Annotated in this window: 25 protein-coding genes; 6 read left to right on the top strand and 19 right to left on the bottom strand. The window is 69.2% G+C overall.

Going from position 1 to position 24,287, the window contains the following annotated elements; genetic code table 11:
* Positions 1-39: 39 nt before the first annotated feature.
* Positions 40-261 (top strand): hypothetical protein, encoded by a 222-nt coding sequence (locus tag ABD289_RS08730; protein WP_344128601.1) that lies wholly within the window; start codon positions 40-42, stop codon positions 259-261.
* Between the two features lie 72 nt (positions 262-333).
* Here ABD289_RS08730 and ABD289_RS08725 read toward each other — a convergent pair whose 3' ends face one another.
* Positions 334-1,779 carry an MDR family MFS transporter gene (locus ABD289_RS08725; protein ID WP_344129187.1) on the bottom strand — a complete coding sequence of 482 codons (1,446 nt, stop codon included), beginning with the start codon at positions 1,777-1,779 and terminating at the stop codon, positions 334-336.
* Positions 1,780-1,893: 114 nt separating this feature from the next.
* Positions 1,894-2,550 (bottom strand): TetR/AcrR family transcriptional regulator, encoded by a 657-nt coding sequence (locus tag ABD289_RS08720; protein WP_344128599.1) that lies wholly within the window; start codon positions 2,548-2,550, stop codon positions 1,894-1,896.
* Positions 2,551-2,947: 397 nt separating this feature from the next.
* Here ABD289_RS08720 and ABD289_RS08715 point away from each other — a divergent pair, with 397 nt between their 5' ends.
* Together ABD289_RS08715 and ABD289_RS08710 are read left to right on the top strand one after the other, a co-directional pair.
* Positions 2,948-3,853 (top strand): formylglycine-generating enzyme family protein, encoded by a 906-nt coding sequence (locus ABD289_RS08715; protein WP_425564622.1) that lies wholly within the window; start codon positions 2,948-2,950, stop codon positions 3,851-3,853.
* Positions 3,853-4,479 (top strand): HAD-IA family hydrolase, encoded by a 627-nt coding sequence (locus tag ABD289_RS08710; protein WP_344128597.1) that lies wholly within the window; start codon positions 3,853-3,855, stop codon positions 4,477-4,479. Before ABD289_RS08715 ends, ABD289_RS08710 begins: the two co-directional genes overlap by 1 nt.
* Before the next feature lie 161 nt (positions 4,480-4,640).
* Here the strand turns inward: ABD289_RS08710 and ABD289_RS08705 are convergent, their stop codons facing one another.
* The 7 genes from ABD289_RS08705 to ABD289_RS08675 all read right to left on the bottom strand — a co-directional run bounded on the left by ABD289_RS08705 (position 4,641) and on the right by ABD289_RS08675 (position 11,535).
* Positions 4,641-5,618: an LCP family protein gene (locus tag ABD289_RS08705; RefSeq protein WP_344128595.1), complete on the bottom strand. Its 978-nt coding sequence runs from the start codon at positions 5,616-5,618 to the stop codon at positions 4,641-4,643.
* Positions 5,619-5,862: 244 nt separating this feature from the next.
* On the bottom strand, positions 5,863-6,534 hold the full coding sequence (locus ABD289_RS08700) for a TetR/AcrR family transcriptional regulator (RefSeq protein WP_344128592.1): 672 nt from the start codon (positions 6,532-6,534) through the stop codon (positions 5,863-5,865).
* 158 nt (positions 6,535-6,692) lie between these two features.
* Positions 6,693-7,121, bottom strand: coding sequence for an FHA domain-containing protein (locus tag ABD289_RS08695; RefSeq protein WP_344128590.1), 429 nt, complete (start codon positions 7,119-7,121; stop codon positions 6,693-6,695).
* Positions 7,122-7,450: 329 nt separating this feature from the next.
* On the bottom strand, positions 7,451-8,272 hold the full coding sequence (locus tag ABD289_RS08690) for a carbohydrate ABC transporter permease (protein WP_344128587.1): 822 nt from the start codon (positions 8,270-8,272) through the stop codon (positions 7,451-7,453).
* Complete coding sequence (locus ABD289_RS08685; protein ID WP_344128585.1) at positions 8,272-9,201, bottom strand: carbohydrate ABC transporter permease; 930 nt, start codon at positions 9,199-9,201, stop codon at positions 8,272-8,274. Before ABD289_RS08685 ends, ABD289_RS08690 begins: the two co-directional genes overlap by 1 nt.
* Positions 9,198-10,541 carry an ABC transporter substrate-binding protein gene (locus ABD289_RS08680; protein ID WP_344128582.1) on the bottom strand — a complete coding sequence of 448 codons (1,344 nt, stop codon included), beginning with the start codon at positions 10,539-10,541 and terminating at the stop codon, positions 9,198-9,200. Before ABD289_RS08680 ends, ABD289_RS08685 begins: the two co-directional genes overlap by 4 nt.
* On the bottom strand, positions 10,534-11,535 hold the full coding sequence (locus tag ABD289_RS08675; RefSeq protein WP_344128580.1) for a zinc-dependent alcohol dehydrogenase family protein: 1,002 nt from the start codon (positions 11,533-11,535) through the stop codon (positions 10,534-10,536). The genes ABD289_RS08680 and ABD289_RS08675 overlap by 8 nt, the downstream gene beginning before the upstream one ends.
* A 132-nt stretch (positions 11,536-11,667) precedes the next feature.
* Here ABD289_RS08675 and ABD289_RS08670 point away from each other — a divergent pair, with 132 nt between their 5' ends.
* On the top strand, positions 11,668-12,648 hold the full coding sequence (locus tag ABD289_RS08670) for a sugar-binding transcriptional regulator (protein ID WP_344128578.1): 981 nt from the start codon (positions 11,668-11,670) through the stop codon (positions 12,646-12,648).
* A 411-nt stretch (positions 12,649-13,059) separates the two neighbouring features.
* On the opposite strand, the gene ABD289_RS08665 is transcribed toward ABD289_RS08670, so the two are convergent.
* The 3 genes from ABD289_RS08665 to ABD289_RS08655 form a co-directional block, all read right to left on the bottom strand.
* The gene (locus ABD289_RS08665) at positions 13,060-14,673 is read right to left on the bottom strand and encodes an Nramp family divalent metal transporter (RefSeq protein WP_344128576.1); all 1,614 of its coding nucleotides are present in this window, start codon (positions 14,671-14,673) and stop codon (positions 13,060-13,062) included.
* 114 nt (positions 14,674-14,787) lie between these two features.
* Entirely contained in the window at positions 14,788-15,507 is a 720-nt protein-coding gene (locus ABD289_RS08660) for an SDR family NAD(P)-dependent oxidoreductase (RefSeq protein ID WP_344128574.1), read from the bottom strand.
* A gap of 132 nt (positions 15,508-15,639) precedes the next feature.
* On the bottom strand, positions 15,640-16,458 hold the full coding sequence (locus ABD289_RS08655; protein ID WP_344128572.1) for a hypothetical protein: 819 nt from the start codon (positions 16,456-16,458) through the stop codon (positions 15,640-15,642).
* Between the two features lie 75 nt (positions 16,459-16,533).
* Here ABD289_RS08655 and ABD289_RS08650 point away from each other — a divergent pair, with 75 nt between their 5' ends.
* Both ABD289_RS08650 and ABD289_RS08645 read left to right on the top strand, forming a co-directional pair.
* Entirely contained in the window at positions 16,534-16,716 is a 183-nt protein-coding gene (locus ABD289_RS08650; RefSeq protein WP_344128569.1) for a PspC domain-containing protein, read from the top strand.
* A gap of 52 nt (positions 16,717-16,768) precedes the next feature.
* Complete coding sequence (locus ABD289_RS08645; protein WP_344128566.1) at positions 16,769-17,740, top strand: LLM class flavin-dependent oxidoreductase; 972 nt, start codon at positions 16,769-16,771, stop codon at positions 17,738-17,740.
* A 24-nt stretch (positions 17,741-17,764) separates the two neighbouring features.
* Here ABD289_RS08645 and ehuA read toward each other — a convergent pair whose 3' ends face one another.
* The 7 genes from ehuA to ABD289_RS08610 all read right to left on the bottom strand — a co-directional run bounded on the left by ehuA (position 17,765) and on the right by ABD289_RS08610 (position 24,273).
* Positions 17,765-18,523 (bottom strand): ectoine/hydroxyectoine ABC transporter ATP-binding protein EhuA, encoded by a 759-nt coding sequence (gene ehuA, locus ABD289_RS08640; protein ID WP_344129183.1) that lies wholly within the window; start codon positions 18,521-18,523, stop codon positions 17,765-17,767.
* Between the two features lie 4 nt (positions 18,524-18,527).
* Entirely contained in the window at positions 18,528-19,184 is a 657-nt protein-coding gene (gene ehuD, locus ABD289_RS08635) for an ectoine/hydroxyectoine ABC transporter permease subunit EhuD (protein ID WP_344128564.1), read from the bottom strand.
* A complete protein-coding gene (ehuC, locus tag ABD289_RS08630; RefSeq protein ID WP_344128562.1) occupies positions 19,181-19,867 on the bottom strand; it encodes an ectoine/hydroxyectoine ABC transporter permease subunit EhuC in 687 nt (228 codons plus the stop codon). The genes ehuD and ehuC overlap by 4 nt, the downstream gene beginning before the upstream one ends.
* An 11-nt stretch (positions 19,868-19,878) precedes the next feature.
* Positions 19,879-20,748 carry an ectoine/hydroxyectoine ABC transporter substrate-binding protein EhuB gene (ehuB, locus tag ABD289_RS08625; protein ID WP_344128560.1) on the bottom strand — a complete coding sequence of 290 codons (870 nt, stop codon included), beginning with the start codon at positions 20,746-20,748 and terminating at the stop codon, positions 19,879-19,881.
* 427 nt (positions 20,749-21,175) lie between these two features.
* Positions 21,176-22,222 carry a Gfo/Idh/MocA family oxidoreductase gene (locus ABD289_RS08620; RefSeq protein ID WP_344128557.1) on the bottom strand — a complete coding sequence of 349 codons (1,047 nt, stop codon included), beginning with the start codon at positions 22,220-22,222 and terminating at the stop codon, positions 21,176-21,178.
* Positions 22,223-22,296: 74 nt separating this feature from the next.
* Entirely contained in the window at positions 22,297-22,995 is a 699-nt protein-coding gene (locus ABD289_RS08615) for a response regulator (protein ID WP_344128555.1), read from the bottom strand.
* Between the two features lie 36 nt (positions 22,996-23,031).
* A complete protein-coding gene (locus ABD289_RS08610) occupies positions 23,032-24,273 on the bottom strand; it encodes a sensor histidine kinase (protein WP_344128553.1) in 1,242 nt (413 codons plus the stop codon).
* Positions 24,274-24,287 lie beyond the last annotated feature (14 nt).

Raw genomic sequence — 24,287 nt, 5'->3', positions numbered from 1 at the left:
ATCACAACAGCGGGCCCAGCAGGGAAGGGAACTCTCGAGATGACGATCGCACGCGCGGCGCGCCACTTCTGGCTTCCGGTGACCAACGAGAACGAGCGCGGCGGCGTGCGGCACGCCTTCCGCGGACCCCGCTGGGACGGGCGGCCGGCCGATTCAGCGGTGTGCGGCGAGCAGGTCGCGCTCGCCCGGCCGAGCGAACTCGACTGGATCCACTTTCCCAGCTGCGGCGACTGCTACGAGATCCTCAAGAGCGAGCAATGACCCGCCGGTGCTCGGCGCGGATACGACGACGCCCCCGCCGAGCCCGGCGGGGGCGTCGTTCTCGTCACGCGATCAGTGGACGGCCGGGGCCTCGGCCGTCGCACCGCTGGACTTGCGGACGAACAGCGAGGTCGCGAAGGCGGCCAGACCGATGAAGCCCGCGACGATGAAGGACGTCTGCAGACCCGACGAGTCCGGCACGCCGGGCGGGCCGTTGCTGAACAGCGCGGCGACGGTGACGAACACCGCCGTGCCGAAGGCGCCCGCGACCTGCTGCAGCGTCGCCAGGATGGCGCTGCCGTGCGAGTACAGGTGATCCGGCAGGATGCTCAGCGACTCGGTCATCAGCGGCGTCATCATCAGGCCCAGCCCGACCATCAGCAGCATGTGGAAGCCGACCACGGTGTAGACCGAGGAGTCCGGGCCCAGCGTGGTGAACAGCCACAGCGAAACGGCCATCGCCGCCGATCCCGGGATCACCAGCGGCCGCGCGCCGAACTTGTCGAACAGGCGCCCGACCGGGCGACCCATCAGACCCATCAGCAGACCACCCGGAAGCACCGCCAGGCCGCTGACGAAGGTGCTGACCTTGATCACCGTCTGCAGGTACAGCGGCAGCAGGACCGCCGCGGCGCCCAGCAGGCACATGAACAGCAGCACCGCCAGCACCAGCGCGATCACGAACGGCCGGTGGGTGAACGGACGCAGGTCCAGCAGCGCCCGGTCGTCCCGCTGCAGGCGCAGCTGCCTGGTCACGAACACGACCAGCGAGATCGCACCGACCACGATCGGCGCCCACGGCGGAACCAGCCCGCCGCCACCGGACTCACCGATGGACGACAAGCCGTAGAGCAGACCGCCGAAGCCGATCGCCGACAGCAGCACGGACAGCAGATCCAGCGGGACCGAACGGGTTTCGCTGTCCAGCTTCATGTAGGCGAACCCGATGCCCCAGGCGATGACCGCCAGCGGCAGCACGATGAAGAACATCCAGCGCCAGCTGAGCCAGTTGAGCACCGCCCCGCCGATCGTCGGGCCGAGCGCGGGGGCGACCGCGATGACGATGGTGATGGTGCCCATCGTCGCCCCGCGGCGCTCCGGCGGGATCAAGCGCATGACCGAGGTCATCAGCAGCGGGATCATCACCGCCGTGCCGCCCGCCTGCACCACGCGCCCGACCAGCAGCATCGCGAAGCCCGGCGCCAACCCGCTGATCAGGGTGCCGATGGTGAACAGGCTCATCGCGGTGAGGAACACCTGGCGCGGGGTGAAGCGCTCGAGCAGGAAGCCGGTCATCGGGATGACCACGGCCATGGTCAGCAGGAAGCCGCTGGTCAGCCACTGCACCGTCGTGGTGCTGACGTTCAGATCGACCGAGAGGTGGCGCAGCGCCACGCTCAGGATCGTCTCGTTGAGGATCATCACGAACGCCGACGTGACCAGGACACCGAGCAGCAGGTTCGCCTTCGGTGGTGTGGTCGCGCGGTCGGGTTCGGCGATCGCGGCCGTATCGGACATGAGTGCCTCTCGCATCGTGGCCGTGGTGGCCGGTTTCTGGTGCTCGAGCGCCGTTCGAGCACCGTTGATCGGCGCCGAACGGCGAAGTTCTGGATTTCGGGGCCGATCGCCCCGTCACATGGTTTGACTGCCGAGAACGCCGTGCGTGGCCGCGCGGATCGCCTCGAAGAGCCTGCTCGGGCCGTCGTCGATCGCGCCGCCCTCGGTGCAGTCGGTGACCGCGAGATCTTCGAGAGTGATCCGCAGGGCGGTGTTGAGCGTGGCCGCCTGCACCCGGACCGCGAGGTCCTCGACGCTGCGGTCGAGGCGCTGCGCGATGAGCTCGGCCAGGATTCCCTCCGCGCGTTCGTGCGTGACCAGCCAGATCGCCCGCAGTGCGGGCTCGTCGCGAGACATCCGCACCACCGCCAGCGCCGCCTCGGCGTCGGCGGTCACGTGTTCCGGCGGTTCGCCCGCGACCAGGTACTCCTCCAGCGACTGCCCCTCGGGCCAATCCTTCAGCGTGTCGACCAACCGGTCGACCGCCTGGCTCAGCAGCGGTTCAACGCAGCTCTCCTTGTTGCGGAAGTAGCGCCACAGAGTGCGCACCGACAGGCCCACCGCGGCGGCGATCTGCTCGCCACTAGTCTCGGCGACGCCCTGCTCCCGGAACAGCCGCACCGCCGCTCGGGAGATCTCCAGCCGCTGCAGGGCGCGGCGCTTCTCGCTCATCGTGCGCCTGCCCTGCCGGTCGGGGGATTGCGCACGCGTCGACTCGTGCGTGCTCGTCACGGCGATCCCCCCTCGACAGATGCGCGACCTTCCGGTTCGGCCGTACCACTATAACGTCTCACCGCGACTAAATGTCGCGGCGCGACAAGTGGAACGTGCCCGTACGGAACCTGGCGCGCGACCACCGACCGGACAACGTCTTCGCAGCTCATGGCATTCCCGGCGGAATCGGAACGGGAGGTTCCGGCTGTGCGCCGAAGGAGGCTCGGATGACGAACGTCACTGATCGGAGCGGCCCGCTCGGCCCGGCTCGCCCGGCGGGCTCCCTCGGGTGATCATCCGCCGGTTCTCGCAGGTAACAGCGGTCACAACGATCGGCACCGGACATGTCCCGCCCACGGCCACAGGTACGGTCGGAGCGCCAGCTGTGTTCTTGCGATAACGAGGTGCGTGACGAGTGTCGAGTTGCTGCTCCCCGTCGCGGTCCGGCGCTCCCGCCAAGGCCGTCGACCAGCAAATCCCCCCGGGTACCGGCGAGTTGGACGGCATGCTCGTGCTGCCGGGCGGGAAGTTCCGGATGGGCACCGAGGATGCCGACGGGTTCCCGGGTGACGCCGAGGGGCCGATCCGCGAGGTCGAGGTCGCCCCGTTCGCCATCGACCCGTACGCCGTGACCAACGCGCGGTTCGCGGAGTTCGTCGACGCGACCGGCTACCGCACCGACGCCGAGCAGTACGGCTGGAGCTACGTGTTCGCCAAGTTCCTGCCCGGCAACCTGCGCAAGGAATCCCCGCGCCCGGAATCCACCCCGTGGTGGTGCGGTGTCAGCGGCGCCTACTGGCGCTACCCGGAAGGCCCCGGCAGCGACATCGAGGGCCGGTGGGAGCACCCGGCTGTGCACATATCGTACAACGACGCGCTCGCCTACTGCACGTGGGCCGGCAAGCGGCTGCCCACCGAGACCGAGTGGGAGTACGCCGCTCGCGGCGGGCTCGACCAAGCCCGCTACCCCTGGGGCGACGAGCTCGAGCCCGGCGGCGAGCACCGGTGCAACGTCTGGCAGGGCCAGTTCCCGGTCCGCAACACCGAAGCCGACGGCTACGCGGGCACCGCACCGGTGGACGCCTTCCAGCCCAACGGTTTCGGGCTCTACAACGTCTCCGGCAACGTCTGGGAGTGGTGCGCCGACCGGTTCGCCGAGGACGTGGAAGCCCGCGCCATGCGCGGCGGCTCGTACCTGTGCCACGACTCCTACTGCAACCGCTACCGGGTCGCCGCCCGCAGCGCCAACACTCCGGACAGCTCCAGCGGCAACCTCGGATTCCGCTGCGCCGCCGACGTTCGAGACGAGGCCGCGAACTGATGCCCGCCGTGCCGTGTAACGCACTGCTCTTCGACAACGACGGCGTGCTGGTCGATTCCGACGCCGGGGCGCTGGACGCCTGGGCGCGGTGGGCGCGCGGACGCGGGCTCGACCCGGACGACGTGCTGCCGATCGTGCACGGGCGGCGCGCCGCCGACACCGTGGCGCGGCTGGTCCCGGCCGACGAGCGCGCGGCGGCGCTGGCCGAGATCGACCGCTTGGAGCTGGTCACCGCGCACACCACCGTCGCCATGCCCGGTGCGCGCGAGCTGCTGACCTCGCTGCCCGCAGGCCGGTGGGCGGTGGTCACCTCCGGCAACGAGGCGCTGGCCACGGCCAGGCTGGAGGCGGCCGGACTGCCGCTGCCTGATCTGCTGGTCACCGCCGACGACGTGACCGAGGGCAAGCCCGCGCCGGACGGCTACCTGCTCGCGGCCGGGCGACTCGGCTTCGATCCGGGCGAGGTCGTCGTGTTCGAGGACAGCTCGGCGGGCGTGCGCGCGGGACTGGCCGCGGGCGCGGAGGTCGTCGGCGTGGGCGAGCACGCCAGGACGACCGAGGCCGGCGCGGTCGTCCGGAACCTGAGCGGCATCACCTGGGCCGACGGCACCCTCGCACTCCCGTAGCCCCAGAACCCCCGCCTCGCACGGCACCCACCGGCCCCGACACACCCAAACCCCTCACCCATTCGGTCAGACCCGAGGAAAACCCTCGAGAACCCGACCCCGAATTCCAGGGAATTCCGCACCCCGAATTCCCTGGAAATCGGGGGTTCGTGCGGGGTGAGTCAGCCGCCGAGGGTTTCTGCGTTGGTGACGACCTCCGAGGGGACCGGGGTGTCGTTCTGGAGGGCCTCGAAGAGGGTCCCGGCCTTGTCCGAGTCCCACTTGACCACCGAGGCGCCGCCGCTGGTCTCGCCGAAGCCCGAGAACGGCACCGTCGTGGTGAGACCGTCACCTGCCGCGATCCCCTTCATCGCCCAGGCCAGCCCGGCGAGGTGCCAGACGTGGTCGTCCTCGTCGACGAGGAACGCGCCCGAGGTGTTGAGGATCAGCGGGAACAGGCGGAACGGGTTGAGGAAGACCTCCGGCGATGCCGCCTTCTCGGTCAGCGCGCCGAGGAACTCGCGCTGCCGCTGCACGCGATCCAGGTCACCCATCGCCGTTGCGCGGGTGCGCACGTAACCCAGCGCCTGCGGACCGTCCAGGGTCTGGCAGCCCGGCTGCAGGTCGAGACCGGCCTTGGGGTCCTGCATCCGCTCCTTGACGCACATGTCCACGCCGCCCATCGCATCGGTCATGTCGGCGAACCCGCCGAGGCCGATCTCCGCGTAGTGGTCGATCCGGACGCCGGTCGCGCCCTCAACGGTCTGCAGCAGCAGCTGCGGTCCGCCGTAGGAGAAGGCGGCGTTGAGCTTGTCCTTGCCCTGCCCGGGAATCGTCACGTAGGAATCCCGCGGCAGGCTGACCATGGTCGGCTTACCGCCACCGGCGGGGACGTGCACCAGCATCACCGTGTCGGTGCGCCGGCCATTGGCATCGCCGGCCCCCAGTTCGGACTGCTGCTCCGAGTCGAGCTCGGCCCGGCTGTCCGAGCCGACCAGCAGCCAGTTGGATCCGGGGCCGTCTGCCGGACGATCCCCACCGGTGGGCATCGCCTGCTCGCGCTTGAGCGAGTAGTCCACGTAGAACAGGAATCCGGCCAGCGCCAGCACCAGGACCACGAGCACTGCCAGGAACTTGCGGCCGGTCCTGCGTTTGCGCACCGGCCGTTGTGGCCGCCCGTACATCCCTCGTTGCTGTGGGTGATTCATCAATCCATCCGAAAACTCGTTGTCCGGCAACGTCGTTCGCGCTCCCCGACTTGCCGCGCGACGCGCGAGCATGCCAGACCACCCATACGGGTGAAAGCATTGAGAGCGCGTTCATCAGCAACGATGCGGAAACGAGCTCGAATTCGTGCAAAACGACGGGAATTTTCGTGCGAATCGACCGATTTCGAACGCGGATCTACTGCGCGGGAGCCGCCCGGCCGAACGCCGAATCCGACGAGACGGAGAGCCGTTCGGCCGTGTCCCCGAGCCCCAGGAGCAACGAGTTCCCCAGCGGCACGAACACCCGGGCGAGCGGGTCCTCGCAGTGCGCGGGTCCGAAGTGACCGGCCAGCTCCAGGGTCACGAAGCCGTGCAGCATGCTCCACAGCTGAGCGGCCACGTTCGCCGGCTCGGCCGGATTCAGCCGACCGGTGCGAATCGCCCGCTCGGCGACGGCGACCAAGCAGCCGTAAGCGGCGGCCTGCCAGCTCTCCGGATCATCGGACACGGCGCCCTGCGGCTCCGGCCGGTGCCCGCCGGGCTGGGCGAGCCCGAACATGAGGTCGTAGAGGTTCGGGTTGTCGTGCGCGAACTCCCGGTAGGCCAGCGCCGTGACCATCAGGTCGGCGACCGGGTCCTCGGTCGCGGCCACTTCCTCGACGCGCCGCGTCAACCGCCGGAACCCGTCATCGGAGACCGCGCGCAGCAGCTGCGGCATCCCGCCGAAGTAGTGGTACACGGCCATGGTGGAGGTCCCGATCTCCCGGGCGAGCCGTCGCGCCTGCAGCGCCGACGGCCCCTCATCGGCGAGCAGCCGCACCGCGGCCTCGACCAACCGCCCCCTGACCTGCTCGCCCTTGCCGCTCATAACCAAGTTCTAACACGCGGGTGCGCGCGCGGCCGTGACAGTTTTGCCTAAAACTGTGAGCCTCGGACGCCCGAGATGTCCGTACGGTTTTAGGCAAAACTGTCACGGGCCCCGGAGCCGACGGGTGGCTCCGGGGCCCGTGCGTGCCGCGGCCGCGCTCAGGTGGTGCGGTAGGCGAAGCGGGTCTTGCCCACCCAGATCTCGTCGTTCTCCGAGAGTTCGGTGGAGTCCACCGGCACGCGGTTGAGGTAGGTGCCGTTGAGCGAACCACCGTCGGCCAGGACGTGCCGGTCGCCCCGGAGCCGGATCTCGGCGTGCCTGCTGGAGACCGTGGCGTCCTCCAGCACGATGTCATTGGTGGACGCACGACCGATGGTGACGACGTCCTTGTCCAGGACGTAGCCGTTGCCCACCTCCGGCCCCCTGATCAGCACCAGGCGCGGGTGGCCCCGGTGGACGTCCCGCACCTCGGGCTCCCGGGGTTCCGGCACCGGCTGCGCGCTGGGCGCGGGAACGGGCATGGACCGGGTGGACTCCCGCGCACCCTCGACCGGTTGCTGGGCCACGCCGAACCTGGTCTGTTCCATGATCGTCTCCTACCTGACAGGCAATCAACTCCGTTGTACATCGCGCCGGGTAACCGGTTCGCTACACCCAGCATGCCTAACGGGCAGGCTCGCCCGCCAGGCCCTATGTCCCGCAACCACCGATTTCAGGCGTGACGTGGCCAACAAACCGGTTACGCCTCGTGCGGGTGTACGCAGTCAACGCATCCGGTAGCGCAGCGAGCCGACACCGAGTCCCCTGCCCGGCGGGTGCTCGACCGGCCGGGCAGCCACCGGGACGGCCGCACGACGACCGGTGCCGCCGGAACCCGTGGGCTCCGGCGGCACCGGTCGTCGTTGGTGAGAACCGCCTACTTCACCGCGCCCATCGACAGACCGCGCACCAGGTGGTTCTGCGCGACCCAGCCGATGATCATCACCGGCAGCGAGGCCAGCAGCGCCGCCGCGGACAGCTGCGCCCAGTACAGGCCCTCGCTGGTGATGAAGCCGACGAGGAACACCGGCACGGTGCCCGCCTGCGCAGCGGTCAGGTTCACCGCGTAGAAGAACTCCGTCCAGGAGAAGATCACGCAGATCAGCGCGGTCGCCGCGATCCCGGGGGCCACCACCGGCAGCACCACCCGGTAGAGCAGCGTCGGCAGCGGCGCACCGTCGATGCGGCCCGCCTCGATCATCTCGCGCGGCACCTCGAGGAAGAACGAGCGCAGCATCCACACCGCCAGCGGCAGGTTCATCCCGGTGTAGAGGACGATCAGCGCCCAGACGTTGTCCAGCAGCCCGATGTTCTGCGAGATCACGTACAGCGGAATGATCGCCGCCACGATCGGCAGCATCTTGGTGGACAGGAAGAACCCGAGCACGTCGCGCGTCGCGGGGACCGCGGCGATGGACAGCGCGTAAGCCGCGGGCACGGCGAGAACCAGCACCAGCAGCGTGGAAACGACCGTGACGAACGCCGAATTGCCGAGGTACGGCAGGAAACCGCGTTCCAGGATTCCCGCGAACTGCTCCAGCGTCGGGGTGAACAGCAATCGCGGCGGGTCGGTGTAGGCGTCCGACTCCTGCTTGAAGGCCGTCAGCACCATCCACAGCAGCGGGAACACGAACAGGATGGCGATCAGCCAGGTGAACGCGGTCAGCGCCCACCTGCCCAGCGGATTGGCGGTACGCATCACTTCACCTCGCTGAGGCCGAAGGTCCGGAACATCAGGCGCAGCGCGAAGGTCGCGACCAGCAGGGTCAGGACCACCACGATCACACCCATCGCCGAGGACTGTCCGATGTCGAATCCTTCGAACGCGCGCTGGTAGATGTAGTACGGCAGGTTGGTGCTCGCGGTTCCCGGACCGCCCTGGGTCATCAGGAAGATCGCGTCGAAGCTGTTGACGATGTAGATCGCCCCCAGCAGCACCGCGAGCTGCAGGTAGCGGGTCAGCTGCGGCAGCGTGATCGACCAGAAGGTGCGGAACCGACCGGCGCCGTCGACCGACGCGGCCTCCAGCACCTCCCTGGACTGGCCCTGCAACCCGGCGAGGATCAGCAGCATCATGAACGGCGTCCACTGCCACACGATCTGCGTCATCACCGCGCCCAGCGGGTACTGCGCCAGCCAGTCGGTGTTGGTGCCGAGCGCGAAGTTCAGCAGCCCGTAGGTCGGGTCGAACATCGTGGTCTTCCACAGCAGCGCACCGGCCGCGGGCAGGATCAGGAACGGCGTGATCAGCAACGTGCGCACCACACCGCGCCCGATGAACTTGCGGTCCAGCAGCAGCGCCAGGAACAGACCCAGCACCATGGACACCAGCACGCAGACCACGGTCAGCACCACGGTGTTGAGCATCGCGCCGCGGAACTGGCTGTCGGCGAAGACGTCCACGTAGTTGCGCAGCCCCACGAAGTGCCGCGAGCCGGGCCGCACCAGGTTCCAGGACTGGAACGAGTAGATGACCGTCACCAGGAACGGGATCTGGGTGACCAGGATCGTGAACAGCAGCGCGGGCAGCAGCGGCGCGCGGCGCAGCCACGCCTTGCTCCTGGCGCTCTGCTGCTTGGGCGCCGGTGCCACGGCCGGAGTTTCGGCGTCGAGTACGGATTGGCTCATCGCGTCTCCTTGTACGCCTCGCCGACGGATTCGGCGTACTCCTGGGACTGCTCCAGCGCCTCGTCGACGGAAATCTGCCCGGCGATGGCCGCCGAGAGCTGCTGGCTGACCCGGGTGCCCAGGTCCTGGAACTCCGGAATGCCGACGAACTGGATCCCCGGATACGGCACCGGTTTGGCCATCACGTTCTCCTGCTTGGCCGAATCGATGGCCTTCTGGGTCTGCTCGGCGTAGGCCTCGGCAGCAGCTCGGTACTCCGGGATCTCATAGGTCGACTTGCGCACGCCCGGGGGCACCGCGTTCCAGCCGAACTTCGCGCCCACGTTCTGCACGAACTTCTTGTTGGTCATCCAGCGCATGAACTTCCAGGCGTCGTCCTTGTGCTCGGTGACCTTCGGCATCGCCAGCGACCAGGTGTAGAGCCAACCGCTCTGCTCGGTCTTGTTGACCGGCGCCGCGGTGTAGGCGGACTTGCCGACTACCTTGCTCTCCTCCGGGTTCTCGTTGGTCCCGGCCATGACCGTGGCGTCGTACCACATGGCCGCCTGGCCCTGGCCGTACTTGGTGCCGCACTCGGAGAATCCGGAACTGGAGGCACCGACCTGGCCGTGCTCGCGCACCAGGTTGACGTAGAACTTCGTCGCGGCGCGGAACTCCGGAGAGGTCAGCTGGGCGTTCCAGTTCTCGTCGAACCAGCGCCCGCCGAAGGTGTTGACCACGGTGTTGAACGGCGCCAGGCTCTCGCCCCAGCCCGGCTTGCCGCGCAGGCAGATCCCCGCCATGCCGCTCTTCTCGTCGTCGAGCTTGGCGGCGAAGTCGGCGATCTGCTGCCAGGTCGGGTGCTCGGGCATCTTCAACCCGGCCTGGGCGAACAGGTCCTTGCGGTAGGCCAGGAACGAGGACTCGCCGTAGAACGGCACCGCGTACATCGAGTCCTGATAGGACAACGAGTCGCGGATGCTGGGGATGAAGTCGGCCTGGTCGTAGCCCTTCGACTCGTCGATGTAGGGCTGCAGGTTCTCCAGCCAGCCGTTCTTGGCCCACTGCGCGGTCTCGTAGTTGCTGATCATCACGACGTCGAACTCGCCGCCCTCGGTGGCCACCGACGAGGTGATCTTCGCGCGCGCCTGGTTCTCCGGCAGCTGCACGAACTTCAGCTTGATACCGGGGTTCTGCTTCTCGAACTCGTGGGACAGCGCTACCGCGTCCTCCATCTGCGGGTTGGACACGATGGCGACGACCAGCGTGCGGTCGCTGGTGCCGATCGTGCCCGCCCCGGCGCAGCTGGTCAGCAGCAAGCAGACCAGCCCGAGCAGGGCCAGCCGCATCCGGTTACGCATGACCACCTCCCGGCAGCACCTGGACCTTGAGCCCCGCGCCGCTGCGCATCAGCTCGAGCGCCTTGCCGAACTCGTCCAGCGGCAGCGTGTCGGTGAGCAGCTCATCGCTGTTGATCGCGCCGGAGGCCATCAGGTCGAGCGCGGGGCCGAAGCTGTGCAGCACCGCCATCGAGCCGACGATCTTGATCTCGTCGTTGTAGATCCGGAAGGGCGACAACGAGATCCGGGCTTCGGCCGGAGCCACCCCGAACACCAGCAGCCGCCCGCCCCGGCGCAGCTTGTCGAAGGCGATCTCGATCGCCGGAGCGGCACCGGTGCAGTCCACCGCCGCGTCGAAGCCCTCCTCGAGCCCGCCGGCGTCCTCGGTCACGTGCACGGCGCCGAGCCGGCTGGCGCGCGGCAACCGGTCGGGATTGCGGTCGGCGACGGTGACCTGCGCACCGGCCTGCTGGAGCAGCTGCTGCATCAGCAGGCCCATCGTTCCGGCGCCGATGACCAGGAACCTCTCCCCCGCCTCGACACCGATCTGGCGCACACCGTGCACCGCGCACGAGACCGGCTCCACCAGGGCGCCCTGCTCCCAGGTCATCCCCTCGGGCATCCGGTAGCAGTTGGCCGCCGGGACCGCGACGTACTCGGCGAACGCGCCGTCGACGGTGTCCCCGGTGGCTCCCCAGTTCGCGCACAGGTTGCCGTGCCCGTTGCGGCACGGGGTGCAGTAGCCGCAGAACAGCGAGGGGTCGACCGCGACCCGGTCGCCGGTCTTCCAACCGCCCGGCACGTCCGAGCCGACCGCGACGACTTCACCGGCGAACTCGTGGCCGGGAACGATCGGATAGGGAGTGGGCGGGAAGTGCCCGTCGGCGATGTGCACATCGGTGCCGCAAATACCGGTGGCGCCGACTTCGACCACCAGTTGCCGCTCGCCGGGTACCGGATCCGGTACCTCGCCAACCCGGATCGAGCCGGGCTGGTCAATGATCGCGGCGCGCATGAATCCTCCGTCTATGCAGAGCGCTCAATTGAGCGTACTGCGTTGTACTCTTCCCTGAACGTCGTGAGCATTGAAGAGGTTTCCTGGTGATGGCGTCAACCTTTCAACTGAATTTCGCGTTATAGTGCTCATATGAGCACACCTGGCAAGGGCAGCGGCCTGATCGATTCCATGACAACCGCGGCCATCGCGCACCGCTTCTTCGTCGCGGGCGCCTCCAAGCTGGAGATCGCCGAGGAGTTCGGGATCTCGCGCTTCAAGGTCGCCCGGCTCATCAGCGCAGCGCAGGAGTCCGGCCTGGTGCGCATCGAGTTCGATATGCCGTTCCCGGTCGACGTGGAGCTGTCCGAACGGGTGCGCGCGGCCTACGGCACTCGGCGGGTGCTGGTGCTCAACAGAGCGCAATCCGAGGGCGAACGACCGGAGCTGCGGCGGCGAGTCGGAACGCTCGCCGCGGACCTGCTCGGCGAGATCGCCGTTCCCGGCGACGTCATCGGGTTGTCCTGGGCGAGGTCGGTCAACGCCATGGCCGAGGCGGTCACCACCCTGCCCCGCTGTCCGATCGTGCAGCTGTGCGGCGTGCAGGCGGGCATGGACATGCGGGACCGCTCGGTGGAGACGGTCGGGCGGGTGGCCGCGGTCGGCGGCGGCGACGCCTATCCGATCTACGGCCCGCTGGTGCTGCCGGACCGGCGCACCACCGAGATCCTGCGCAACCAGCCGGGCATCGCCGAGACGTTCGAGCAGTTCGGGCAGCTGACCAAGGCGGTGGTCAGCATCGGAGCCTGGCAGGAGAACGAGTCGACGGTCTACGACGCGCTGCCCCCGGCCGAGCGCGAGTCGATCCGCGAGCGCGGCGCGACCGCCGAGATCGCCGCGCGGCTGTTCGACGCCGACGGCAACTCGCTGTCCACCGGCCTCGCCCACCACGTGCTGGCCATCCCGCACGAGCAGCTGCGCGCGGTCCCGGAGGTGATCGCCGTCGGCTACACGACTCCCAAGGCGCACGCGATCGACGCGGTGCTGCGCTCCGGGCTCGTCAGCACGCTGATCACCGACGCCGAGGTCGCCGACATCCTGCTCGACCTGGTCGACGAACGCCCCGCCCGCTGATCACGCCGGTGGACCCGAGCCTCGCGGTCGGGACCCTCGAACGCAGGATCAAGGGGTCCTTGCAGTACGCGGCGGAACTGCATGTGGTGTGGGACTCAGCCGGCACTGCCGCGGGTTCTCAGACGTCGCCGGTCGCGGACAGCCGCAGTGCCGCGCAGGTGACTACTCGAGTCGCGGATCCCGGCGGCGTCCGAGGTTCCGCTACCTGCACCGCCACGCAAACCCCGAATTGGAAATCCCCTGAGCCCTGGTCGGAGCGGCTATTCTCGGGGTGAGGCCGGGAGCCCCGCGCTGGCACGTGGGGCCTTCTAAGGCCCGGCCGACGGGGCCTCCGGCCCGCGCGGCCGGGGGCTCTCCCGCGAACGCAGCCGGGCGGGGCCGATGTGCTCGGCCCCGCCCGGCTTTCACGCGTCAGCCGCCGAGCAGGTCGCCGATCTCCTGGTGGACGGTCAGCACCGCCAGGATGCCGAAGAGCAGGATCGACCAGACCAGGGCGCCGAGCCGGATGCCGCGGATGCGGATCTGCGCGGGCAGCATCTTGCGGTTGATGGCGATCAGCAGGCCGGAGTAGATGAACATCATCGTGCCGCCGGTGCAGGCCGCGATGGTGGCGAGCACGAGCGGCTCGTCCATGCCCACGAGGATGACCAGCGCACCGATGAGCACCAGGCCCCAGACCAGGGCCGCGTAGACCTTGCTCTCCGAGCGGTCCGGCAGGTACGTCGTCTTGATGACGTCGGCCGCGAGCCTGCTGGTGTAGTCGACGATGCCCAGGGCGGCGGCGAACATGGAGAACGCGCCGACGATCCAGAAGAAGTAGCCGAACCAGCCACCAGTCGCGGCGCTCATCACCTCGCCCTCGATGCGCAGGAACGACACGTCGTTCTGCGCTCCGGGGTGGCCGAACACGGTGCCGTAGGCCAGCAGCGACATGAACATGATGGACAGGAACGTGATGGCCACGAAGGTCACCAGCTGTTCCTTGTTGGCGAAGCGCCACCAGCCGCGCCACCTGTCCAGGTTCTCGTCGGTGGCCGGGAAGATGAAGCCGGCCTGGCCGCGCGACTGGGTCTCACCGGTCAGCGGGGAGACGATCTTGGGCACGTAGCTGCCCATCCCGAAACCCTTGTCCCGGATCCAGTTGCTCTGCACCAGGTTCTGGCCGCCGCCCGCGCCCGCGAAGGCGAGCGCGCCCATCAGCACCGCGAAGCCGAGCTCGGCGACCGGGAACTTCGGTTCGGTCACCACGGTCGGCAGCGCCTTCCAGGTGTCGATGCTGATCACGAACAGCGCGCCGATCGCGATCAGCAGGACCACCGCCGCGACCTTGAGCATCTCGGCGCGTTCCAGCGCGGTGTAGACCGCGGGCGCCAGGGTCAGGATCGCGCCGATGACCAGCAGGATCGCCACCGACACGAGCGCCTTGTCCCCGCCGAAGGCGTAGGTGAACAGCGTCGCCGAACTCGTCGCCCACGCGGGCCACAGGTTGGCGAAGTAGGCCATGATCGCGAACACCAGCCCCCAGTGCTTCCACAGCCGGGAGAAGCCGGTGACCGCGGTTTCGCCCGTGGCCAGGGTGTAGCGCTCGATCTCCATGTTCAGGAAGAACTGCGTGAGCAGCCCCAGCAGCGCGGCCCACACGAAGGTGAGCCCGACCTGGGAAGTGATGTAGGGGAAGAGGATGAACTCCCCGCTGGCCAGGCCCACGCCCGCCGCGACGATGCCCGGCCCTATCAGCCGCCATTGCCGGGTGGGGGCTTCCGGCAAGTCGCGGACTTGCGGCAGCGGAATGTACTTGTCGGGAAACGCCGCTGCCGGGTTCGACAGATTCGCTTCTTTGCGGTCGACCATCTGGCACCCTTGCTCTGGTTTTTCCGGGCGGTGCAAAACTGCTCCGCCGATCACGCCCGAGCGCCCGGCGATGGCGGCGATGCCGCCGAATTCGACCTTCTCGAACTGCTCGCAGCAGGCTTCGACACAGGTCAGAACGGCCTCGGCGCCCGGCTCGATGACCGGCTCCGCCAACGTAGGTCACCGAACGAGAAGCGCCGAAGAACGTAATCATTTCGTCGCATTCCCAGCGGCCATATCCGCTCGAATGGCGCTTTTCAACCCCGCCCGAAAATCGGGGCCGAAGCCTTACATCGCCGAATAACCACCGTCAACCGGAAGCACCGCTCCGGTAATGAATCCGGCCTCGGGAGAGGCGAGAAGAAGTGCCCCGCCGGCCACTTCGCCCGAATTCCCCCACCGACCCAGCGGCGTGCGCGCGAGAATGCGGGCGTCGGCTCGCGGATCCGCTCGCAGCGGGCCGGTCATCGAGGTGGCGATCCATCCGGGCGCGATGGCGTTGACCCGGATTCCCTCGTCGGCGTAGGCCACGGCCAGGGATTTGGTCAGCTGCACCACCCCGCCCTTGCTGGCCGCGTAGCCGGGTGCCTTCGGGCCGCCGAAGTAGCTCAGCATGGAGGCGGTGTTGATGATGCAGCCGCCGGATTCGGCGAGCCGCCCGCGCGCGGCGGTGCAAGCGCGCATGGTGCCGGAGAGGTTCACCGACACGACCCGCTCGAACTCCTCCGGGCGGAACTCCTCGTCGCGGCTGATGATCCCGGCGCAGTTGACCAGGACGTCCAGCCGCTCGAATCGGTCCACGACGGACTCCAGCGCTCCCGGCTCGGTCACATCGCAGCGGTGCACCTCGATTCCCGCCGCCAGCTCGTCGCTCGCGTTCCGCCCGCAGGCCGCGACGTGAGCGCCGTGCTCGTGGAACGCGTTGGCCACCGCCGCACCGATGCCTCTGGTGCCACCGGTGACGAACACGGTGCGATCGGCGAAGGCGTCCTCGCGCAGGCTCGACATGATCAGCTCCCGGGTGCTCGTCGACAGCGGGTCGGGCGTTGCGGCCCTGAAGCTAGGTGCCCGGACACGCGATCGGAACCCGTTCGGGCGCGCCGCCGTTGCGCATCGCCGAGGTGCGGCCCCGGGACCGCCTCACTCCGGAGGACGCTCGCGGTCCAGCTCGCGGGCGGCGGTGTCGCGGGCGCGCACGGCTCGCTGGTGCTTGTGCCGGGCCGCGCGGAGGTTTTCACCGGCGGTGCGGAGACGTTCCTGCGCGTCGGCGAGCTCCTCGCGCAGTCGCTGGGCGCATTGCTCCGCCTCGTGCTGCTCCTCCTCAGCCCCGCGGACTTCCCGTTCCGCCTCGGAAACGTGGTCTTCCTTCTCCCGCAACCGATTCCGCAACCGGACGAGCTCGCCGCCGGGCTCGTCGCCGCTGCCCTTCGTCGGTCTGGCGGAGCGCCCCTCCTTCGGTCCCGCCGACCGTCGGCGGATGGAGGCCGCCGCGAGTTCGTCCAGGCCGAAGCCGCTGTACTCGAGCGGAGCCGCCAAGGTCGCCGCGCGGACGGCCGCTGCGGCGTCCGGATCGGACAGGGCGGCCGTGAAGGTCTGCTCGATCTGGTTCCGGGCCGCTTCGCCGAGGACGTGACCGCCCTCGGCGGCGAGCTCGACTGCCCGGTCGGTGACCGCGCGCAGCAGCCGGGCGCGTTCGGCCGCGAGATCGCGGAGCTCGTCCCCGCGGAGCTCGCGCTGCGCGGCGCGGAGGCGTTCGCCGAGGTCGAGCAGCTCGTCGAACCGGGCCGGCTCGCTCGCGACCAGCCGGTTGACCGCCCAGGCCGCCAGCGTGGGCTTGCGCAGCTTCTTGATCCGCCGCGCCAGGTCGTCATCCGCCTCGCGGGCGGCCCGGTCGCGAGCGGCGACGAATCCCGCCGGGTCGGCGGTGTAGAGCTCACGAGCGATCTCGGCCAGGTCCACCCGACCAAACTGCCAGTTCGCGCGCCCGTGCGCAGCGATGTGGCGTGATCAACGAATAGCGGGCAGGCTGGGGTCATGAGCACACTGCAACGCCCCCGCAGCGGAAAGATGATCGCCGGCGTCTGCGCCGGCCTCGCTCACCGGTTCGGTCTGCCGGTGTTCCTGGTGCGCCTGCTCTTCGTGCTCTCGTGCCTGCTGCCCGGCCCGCAGGTGGTCCTCTACATCGTGCTGTGGATCCTGCTGCCCAAGGCCGGTTAGAGCTCACACCGCGCGACCGGAATGCCGCGCAGCAGGTGACGTTGCACCCGATGTGAGCCCACGCCTTTCCGTGCTGGACCGCTCGCACGTCTGGGCGGGCGGCCACCCCCGCGAGTCCCTGCGCGAGACGGTCCGATTCGCCCAGCAGATCGAGGAGCTCGGCTACCACCGGTTCTGGGTGGCCGAGCACCACGGCGTTCCCGGCGTGGCCGGGGCGGCACCGACCGTGCTGGCCTCGGCCGTGGCGAGCGCGACCGAGCGGATCCGGGTGGGCACGGGTGGCGTGATGCTGCCCAACCACCGACCGCTTGTGGTCGCCGAGCAGTTCGGAGTCCTGGGCGCGCTGTTCGGCGACCGCATCGACGTGGGGCTGGGCCGCTCGCTGGGCTTCACCGGCGCCGTCCGCCGGGCGCTGGGCGCCGAGGACGCGGACCGGTTCTGGGCGCAGGTCAGCGAGCTGCTGGACTACCTCGACGGCACGGCCGACGTCCCCGCCGTCCCGGCCGATGGGCTCGACCTCCCGGTCTTCGTGCTGGCCACCCGCACCGCGAGCACCGCAGCCGAGCTCGGACTCCCGCTGGTGATCGCCGCCCCGCTCGGCGAGGAGCGGATGCGGCGCGCCATCGAGGAGTACCGCGCGGGGTTCCGCCCGTCGTCGCGCGCGCAACACCCGCACGTGGTGATCGCGCGTTCGATCGCGGTCGCCGAGACGACGGAGCGAGCTCGCAGGCTGCTGGTGCCGGAGGCTTGGGCCAACGCCTGGTCGCGCACCCGCGGCGAGTTCCCCGCGCTGCAGCCCCCGGAGAAGATCCTGGCCCGGGAGATGACCGACCGCGAGCGGACGCACTTCACCCGGGCCATGTCCGGGCACATCCACGGCACGCCCGACGAGGTCGCCGCGGCCATCGCGGATCTCGAGGCTCGGACCGGCGCGGACGAGCTCCTGGTCACCACCAACGCCTACGACCCGGCCGACCGCCTCGAGTCCTACCGCCTGCTGGCCGAGACAGTCGTTCCCGCCTGAACGGTTCCCGCGAGACGCCGAAGGCTACTTGCGTTCCAGCACCGCCTTGAGGAAGCGCCGGGTGCGTTCGTGCTCGGGGTTCTGGAAGATCTGGCCGGGTGGCCCGGACTCGACGACGGAGCCCGAGTCGAACATCAGGACCCGGTCGGAGATCTCCTCCGCGAAGCGCATCTCGTGGGTGACCAGCAGCATCGTCATCGCGGTGGTGCGCGCGAGGTCGCGGATGACCGACAGGACCTCACCGATGAGCTCCGGGTCCAGGGCGGAGGTCACCTCGTCGAAGAGCATCACCTTCGGGCGCATGGCCAGGGCGCGGGCGATGGCGACGCGCTGCTGCTGCCCTCCGGAGAGCTGTCCCGGCTTGTGCCGGAGGTGCTTTTCCAGGCCCACCAGCTGCAGCAGCTCCACCGCGCGCTGCTCGGCCTCCTCGCGGCCCATGCCCAGCACTCGCACCGGCGACAGGGTCACGTTGTCCAGCACGGTCATGTGCGGGAACAGGTTGAAGTGCTGGAAGACCATGCCGATCTTGCGCCGCACCTCGCTCTGCCTCTTCGCGTCGACCCCGGAGCCGTCGGCGCGGCGGTCCCACAACGGGGAGCCGTCGACCCGCACCATCCCGCTGTCCGGGCTCTCCAGCGTCATCAGCAGCCGCAAGATCGTGGTCTTGCCGGAACCGCTGGGGCCGATGATGGAGACCTTCTCCCCCTCGTCCACGCTCAGGTCCAGCTCGCGCAGCACGTGGTTGTCGCCGAAGGACTTCCCCACACCGGCGAACGAGATCATCGGTTCATCTGGGGTGGGCAAGGCGAAGCTCCAATCGTTTGATCAGCCGCGCGGCGGGCAGGCTCACGGCCAGGAAGAGGACGCCCGCGATGGTCAGCGGCTCCAGGTAGCGATAGCTCTCGGAGCCGACCGTGGTCGCGTGGTTGAGCAGTTCGAAGACCGTGATCGCCGAGAGGATCGCGGAATCCTTGAACATCTGCACCCAGTAGTTGCCCAGCACCGGCACCACGTCGCGGATGGCCTGCGGCAGCACCACGAACCGCCAGCGATGCCAGGTCGACAGGCTCAGCGCGGTGCCGGCCTCCCACTGCCCCTTCGGCACGCCCTGGATCCCGGCTCGGTAGACCTCGGCGGTGTAGGCGCTGTAGTTGATGCCGATAACCACGATGCCGGTGACCAGCGCGCTGAACTTGATCCCGAAACCGGGCAGCACGTAGAAGGCGAAGTACGCCTGCACCAGCAGCGGCGTGCCGCGGATGAACAGCACGTAGAAGTCGAACACCCTGCTCAGCACCGGGATCGCCGAATAGCGCAGCACGGCGACGAAGAGCCCGAGCACCAGCGCGATGGCCATGCCGATCATGGTGATCTCGACGGTCACCCACAGGCCCCGCAGCAGGAACGGGACGATCGACCACGCGAAGGCCCAATCCCAGATCACGAGCTCACCCGCCCATCACCGTGCGAGACCCGCTTGGACGGCCGGGCCGGGTCCATCCACCGCTCCAGCCGGTTGGTGCCGAACGAGAACGCGTAGGCCACCACGAAGTACAGCACCAGGATGGTGCCGAACACCGCCGCGGTGGCGCCGGTGGTGTTGCGCACCATCTGCGCGGTGAACGCCAGGTCGGCCACGGTCACCAGCGACACCAGCGAGGTGTTCTTGAGCAGGTCGACCAGCACGTTGCCGAACGAGGGGATCATCGACGGGATGGCCTGCGGCAGGATCACGTGGCGCATCCGCTGGTACGGGCTCAAGCTCAGCGCGATCGCGCCTTCCCGCTGGCCGCGCGGCAGCGCCTTGATCGAGCCGCGCACGATCTCGGCGCCGTAGGCTCCCTCGTTGAGCCCCAGCGCCAGGATCGCCGCGGCGAACGGGACCAGCTTGACGCCGAAGAACGGCAGCGCGAAGAACAGCCAGAACAGCTGCACCAGCATCGACGTTCCCCGGAACGTCTCCACGAAAACCGCTGCGGGCCAGCGCAGCCAGCGCCGGTCGGACAGCCGTGCCAGACCGGCGGCGAAGGCGACCGCGATGGCCAGCACCATTCCCGCGATGGTCAGCAGGACGGTGACCAACAGTCCCTTGAGCAGCAGCGGAGCGAAGGGCAGGAGTTGCGACATCCCCGGCCGCGTCAGCCTTCCACGCTGCAGAGCTCTTCGCGGGTCACACCGCGCGCGGCGTCTCCGGAAAAGCCCCACTCGTCCAGGATCCGGTCGAACTCGGGGGTGCCCTTGAGCGCCTCGAGCTCCGCGTCGTAGGCGGTCACCAGGTCCCGGTCCTGCTGCCGGAAGCCGGCTCCGGACCCGGTCTGCTGCACGTCCTGGATCGGCGGGGTGATGTCGATGCCCTCGGCCTCGAGCGAGTTCAGCGACAGGGTCGGCAGAAAGAAGGCGTCCGCGCGTCCGGCCTTGACCGCCTCGATGCCGCTGCGCCCGTCGGGCACGTTGACCGTCTGAGCCGGTGGCACGCCGGCGTTCTTGAGCGCACCGTCCTCGAAACCGCCCGGGAGCACGGCCACGCGCACCGCGGGATCGCTCTTGACCGAGGCGATGTCGGTGAGGCTCTTGGGGTTGCCCGCCGGTACCGCGAAGGATTCGGTCGAGACCAGCTGCGGCTGCGAATAGGCCACCTGCGAGCAGCGGGACTGCTTCATGAACAGCCCGGCGGCGATGATGTCCCACCGGTTGGCGTTGAGCCCCGGGATCATCGATTCGTACGGCGTGACGACGCCTTCGATCTCCGGCACGCCCATTCGCTCCAGCACGGCGGCGACCACGTCGGGTTCGGCACCGGTGACCGTGCCGTCCGGCTTGATCTGCGTGTAGGGCGGTTCGTTGGCGATGGCGATGCGCGCGTAGCCCTGCTGCTTCAGCCGGTCCAACGTGGCCCCGGTCGGTTTCCCCGTTCCGGGATCGGTGAAGCTGCATCCCGTCAGGAATCCTGCGGCGGGAATCGCCAACGCGGCCACGCCGGAAGTGCGGAACAGTTGTCTTCGAGACACTCCGGTTCTGCGCATTCGCCCGACCCTCCCCTCAAATGCATCGCCCATTAGGGTGATGCGGTTGAGCAGTGACGGTAGGACGACCGATTTGCCCTGTCAATCCGGAAAATTCCGGACGGCAGCCTCGTCGCCCAGGGCACGCGACCTCGACGCGCCTCCCCGAGACCGAACCCGCAGTTCAGCAGCACTTCGGAAAATTCGCCCGGACAGGCTCGCCCATTTCCCGCCACCCCTCGCCAAAACCGCCATCCGGGTGAAGAAGAACGCGCCGCAATTCCCGCAACGCACCACGAACCGAAACATTTCTTCAGCAGTGCGAAACACGCGGCACGAGCCGGAAGCAGTTCGCGGTTCGCCGGGCGACGCCCGGCCCGCGCACGAGAAAGCCCCGGACCCGACGGGTCCGGGGCCGCGTCGTCGATGCGCCCTACAACCGCTCGACGGTCTGATTCGCCGCCGAGCGCTGCGCCGCAGCGATGATCTCGAGGCCGTTGACGGCATCGGCCGGGTCGACCGGAGGTGCGGCCCCCTTGGTCACGGACTTGACGACGCCGTCGTAGAAGGCGAGGTAGTTGCCCGGTTCGGTGGGAACCGTCTCGACGTCATCGGCCGTGGACAGGTCGCCCCACTCCAGTTCGATCTCGCGGCCCCAGGTGTCGTCGACCGGGCGCTTGCCGGCGCGCAGGTCGTCCTCCTGGGGGTCGATCCCGTACTTGGTGAACACCGCCTTGTTCCCGAGCACGCGGAAGCGGGGCCCGGGACGGGCGGCCAGCTTGCTCATCCAGAGGTGGGAGCGGACGCCGCTGGTGTGGGTCAGCGAGACGAAGGTGTCGTCATCGGCCCGCACCCCCTCGCGGAGCGCGTCGACCTCCGCGTAGACCGAGGCGACCGGGCCGAAGAGCACCAGGGCCTGGTCGATCAGGTGGCTTCCGAGGTCGTAGAGCAGACCGGCGGCGTCCTCGGCACCGCCCGAGTCGCGCCAGGTCGGCTTCGCCTCCGGCGACCAGCGCTCCATCCGCGATTCGAAGCGGTGCACCTCGCCCAGGTCGCCGGTTTCCAGGACCGCCCGCACGGTGCGCATGTCGCTGTCCCAGCGGCGGTTGTGGAACACCGTCAGCAGCAGGCCCTTGTTCGCGGCGTGGTCGATGAGCGCGCGGCCCTGCTCCGCGGTCGGCGTGAAGGGCTTGTCCACCACCACGTGACACCCCGCGTCGAGCGCGGCCGCGGCCACCTCGGCGTGCGCGCGGTTGGGCGTGGCCACCACGACCAGGTCCGGCTTGCGGGCCAGCAGCGCATCCAGGTCATCGACCGTCGCGGTATCCGGGTGATCGGCTTGCACCTGCTGACGGCGCTCCGGGTTGGCGGTCACCACCGCGTCCAGCCGCATCCCGCGATGCGTCGCGATCAGCGGGGCGTGGAAGACCGATCCACCCAGTCCGTACCCAACAATTCCGACACGAAGCTCGTCGCCCATGTCCCCATTAGACAACCCGGGAGCAAGCACCCCCACCCGGGCCCGGGTCGTGTCGCGGCCGGAGCGGTCCCCGGTCAGGCCGATACCGGTCGGTGCGGCAGCGCGTTGTCCTGTCCCGGGGAGACCAGGCCGGTTTCGTAGGCGAGGATGACCAGCTGGGTCCGCGAGGAGATCTGCAGCTTCTGCATCACGTGGTAGAGGTGGGACTTGACCGTGAGCTCGGCCAGGCCGAGGTTCCGGGCGATATCGGCGTTGGAACCGCCCCTGGCGACCTCCAGCAGCACGTCGAGCTCGCGCTCGGTGAGCGCGCCGAGCTCGCTGCGCGCATCGCGCACGCCCAGGGCTGCGAAGCGGTGCAGCAGCCGCTTGGTCACCCTCGGCGCCAGCAGGGCCTCCCCCGCCGCGACCGTGTGGACGGCCTTGACCAGTTCTTCCGGGCTGGCGTCCTTGAGCAGGAAGCCGCTGGCTCCCGCGCGCAGCGCGCCGTAGACGTACTCGTCCAGGTCGTGCACGGTCAGCATGATCACCGAGGTGCGTCCCTCGGTCTCGGCGATGATCTCCTGCGCGGCCGCGATGCCGTCCTTGCCCGGCATCCGCACGTCCAGCAGCACCACGTCCGGACGGCGCCGCCGCACCGAGGCCACCGCCGAGTCACCGTCGGCAGACTCGGCGAGGACCCGCAGCCCCGGCTCGTTGGACAGCAGTGCGACCAAGCCCGCGCGGATCATCGCTTGGTCATCGGCAACCAGGACAGTCGTCTCCGCAGTCTCCACCGACGCCTCCTAGGTCCCGGCCACCGGCATACCGGATCAGTCCAGGTCCGAATTTTCCGGGCACGGTAACACGGCTTCAAAGCGAAATCCGTTCATGACCGGATGCGCGGTCAAGGTTCCGCCCAGCAGCGCAACGCGTTCCCGCAGTCCGATCAACCCGTGTCCCGACTGCTGGGGTGCGGGTGGCTGCACCACGTCATCGAGCGCACCGAGCTCGTTGGTCACCTCGATGCGCAGCTGGTCGGCTCCGTAGTCCAGCAGCACTCGCGCGCGTCCGCCCCCGGCGTGCTTGAGCACGTTGGTCATCGCCTCCTGCACGATCCGGTAGGCCGTCATCTCCACGGTCGCGCCGAGGTCGCGAACCTGCCCGCGACGGGCCAGCTTCCACGTGACATGACCGCCGCGCACCGAATCGACCAGGGCGTCCAGGGCGTCCAGCGTCGGAGCGGGTTGCCAGTCGATGGTCTCGCTGCCCGAGGCGTCGCGGACGCGCAGCGCGTTGAGCACATCGCGCATCTCGCCCAGCGCGCCGCGAGAACTGGACTCCAGCTCCTGCAGCGTCTCGCGGGCGTGATCGGGATCCCGATCGATCACCGCGCGCGCGACGCCCGCGCGCAGCGCCACCACCGACAGGTTGTGCGAGACGATGTCGTGGAATTCCCGCGCGATGCGGGCGCGTTCGATCGAAGCGGCATCGGCGGCCAGCTGGTCCCGGGCATCGTCGAGCAGAGCCATGGTGCGCTCCAGCTGCTCGGCGCGCAGCCTGCCGATCTTGACCGCGTAGGCCAGACCCACCACGATCACCAGGTTCACGACCGCACCGGTGACGCGCAGCGTCCCCAGCAGCGGGGGCATCTGGTAGGCCAGGGCATCGGCGACGGGGTAGCACATCGCCATCCCCGCCGCGGCCGCCATCACCGGCGGCGTGCTGCGCACGCACACCGAGTACAGCGCGACCTGGATGATCAGGTTCAGCCCGCCGATGCTCAGGTGCAGGCAGGTCAACCCGATGGCGACCGCCACCAGCACGCTCAGCACCGTCCACGGTGCCCGGCGGCGCAGCGGCAGCAGGAAGCTCGCCGGCACCCCGACCAGCATCGGCGCCCACCAGGGGATCCAAGCCGGATGCTCGGCGATGGTCAGGTCGAAGACGTAGAGCACCGAGATGACCGAGACGAACGCCAGATCACCCAGTCCGACCCGGTGCGCGACGGCCCACTTCCACCACCCCGACTTCGACCGCGCGAACACCACGCCGCCCGCGACTTGCTCGACCATCGCACCTGCCCGTT

It is taken from the genome of Saccharopolyspora halophila, from assembly GCF_039531955.1.
Taxonomy (GTDB): domain Bacteria; phylum Actinomycetota; class Actinomycetes; order Mycobacteriales; family Pseudonocardiaceae; genus Saccharopolyspora; species Saccharopolyspora halophila.
This window is presented reverse-complemented; position numbering and strand designations above follow the sequence as displayed.

Bases quoted from the DNA above. Each gene is read 5' to 3' on its own strand.
- ehuA (WP_344129183.1), bottom strand. From the start codon at position 18,523: ATGATCTCGTTCGCCGGTGTGGGGAAGTCCTTCGGCGACAACCACGTG.
- ABD289_RS08620 (WP_344128557.1), bottom strand. From the start codon at position 22,222: ATGGGCGACGAGCTTCGTGTCGGAATTGTTGGGTACGGACTGGGTGGA.
- ABD289_RS08700 (WP_344128592.1), bottom strand. From the start codon at position 6,534: ATGAGCGGCAAGGGCGAGCAGGTCAGGGGGCGGTTGGTCGAGGCCGCG.
- ABD289_RS08685 (WP_344128585.1), bottom strand. From the start codon at position 9,201: ATGAGCCAATCCGTACTCGACGCCGAAACTCCGGCCGTGGCACCGGCG.
- ABD289_RS08725 (WP_344129187.1), bottom strand. From the start codon at position 1,779: ATGTCCGATACGGCCGCGATCGCCGAACCCGACCGCGCGACCACACCA.
- ABD289_RS08730 (WP_344128601.1), top strand. From the start codon at position 40: ATGACGATCGCACGCGCGGCGCGCCACTTCTGGCTTCCGGTGACCAAC.
- ABD289_RS08675 (WP_344128580.1), bottom strand. From the start codon at position 11,535: ATGCGCGCCGCGATCATTGACCAGCCCGGCTCGATCCGGGTTGGCGAG.
- ABD289_RS08680 (WP_344128582.1), bottom strand. From the start codon at position 10,541: ATGCGTAACCGGATGCGGCTGGCCCTGCTCGGGCTGGTCTGCTTGCTG.
- ABD289_RS08670 (WP_344128578.1), top strand. From the start codon at position 11,668: ATGAGCACACCTGGCAAGGGCAGCGGCCTGATCGATTCCATGACAACC.
- ABD289_RS08610 (WP_344128553.1), bottom strand. From the start codon at position 24,273: ATGGTCGAGCAAGTCGCGGGCGGCGTGGTGTTCGCGCGGTCGAAGTCG.
- ABD289_RS08695 (WP_344128590.1), bottom strand. From the start codon at position 7,121: ATGGAACAGACCAGGTTCGGCGTGGCCCAGCAACCGGTCGAGGGTGCG.
- ABD289_RS08690 (WP_344128587.1), bottom strand. From the start codon at position 8,272: ATGCGTACCGCCAATCCGCTGGGCAGGTGGGCGCTGACCGCGTTCACC.
- ABD289_RS08710 (WP_344128597.1), top strand. From the start codon at position 3,853: ATGCCCGCCGTGCCGTGTAACGCACTGCTCTTCGACAACGACGGCGTG.
- ABD289_RS08660 (WP_344128574.1), bottom strand. From the start codon at position 15,507: ATGTCGAGCCTGCGCGAGGACGCCTTCGCCGATCGCACCGTGTTCGTC.
- ABD289_RS08650 (WP_344128569.1), top strand. From the start codon at position 16,534: ATGAGCACACTGCAACGCCCCCGCAGCGGAAAGATGATCGCCGGCGTC.
- ehuC (WP_344128562.1), bottom strand. From the start codon at position 19,867: ATGTCGCAACTCCTGCCCTTCGCTCCGCTGCTGCTCAAGGGACTGTTG.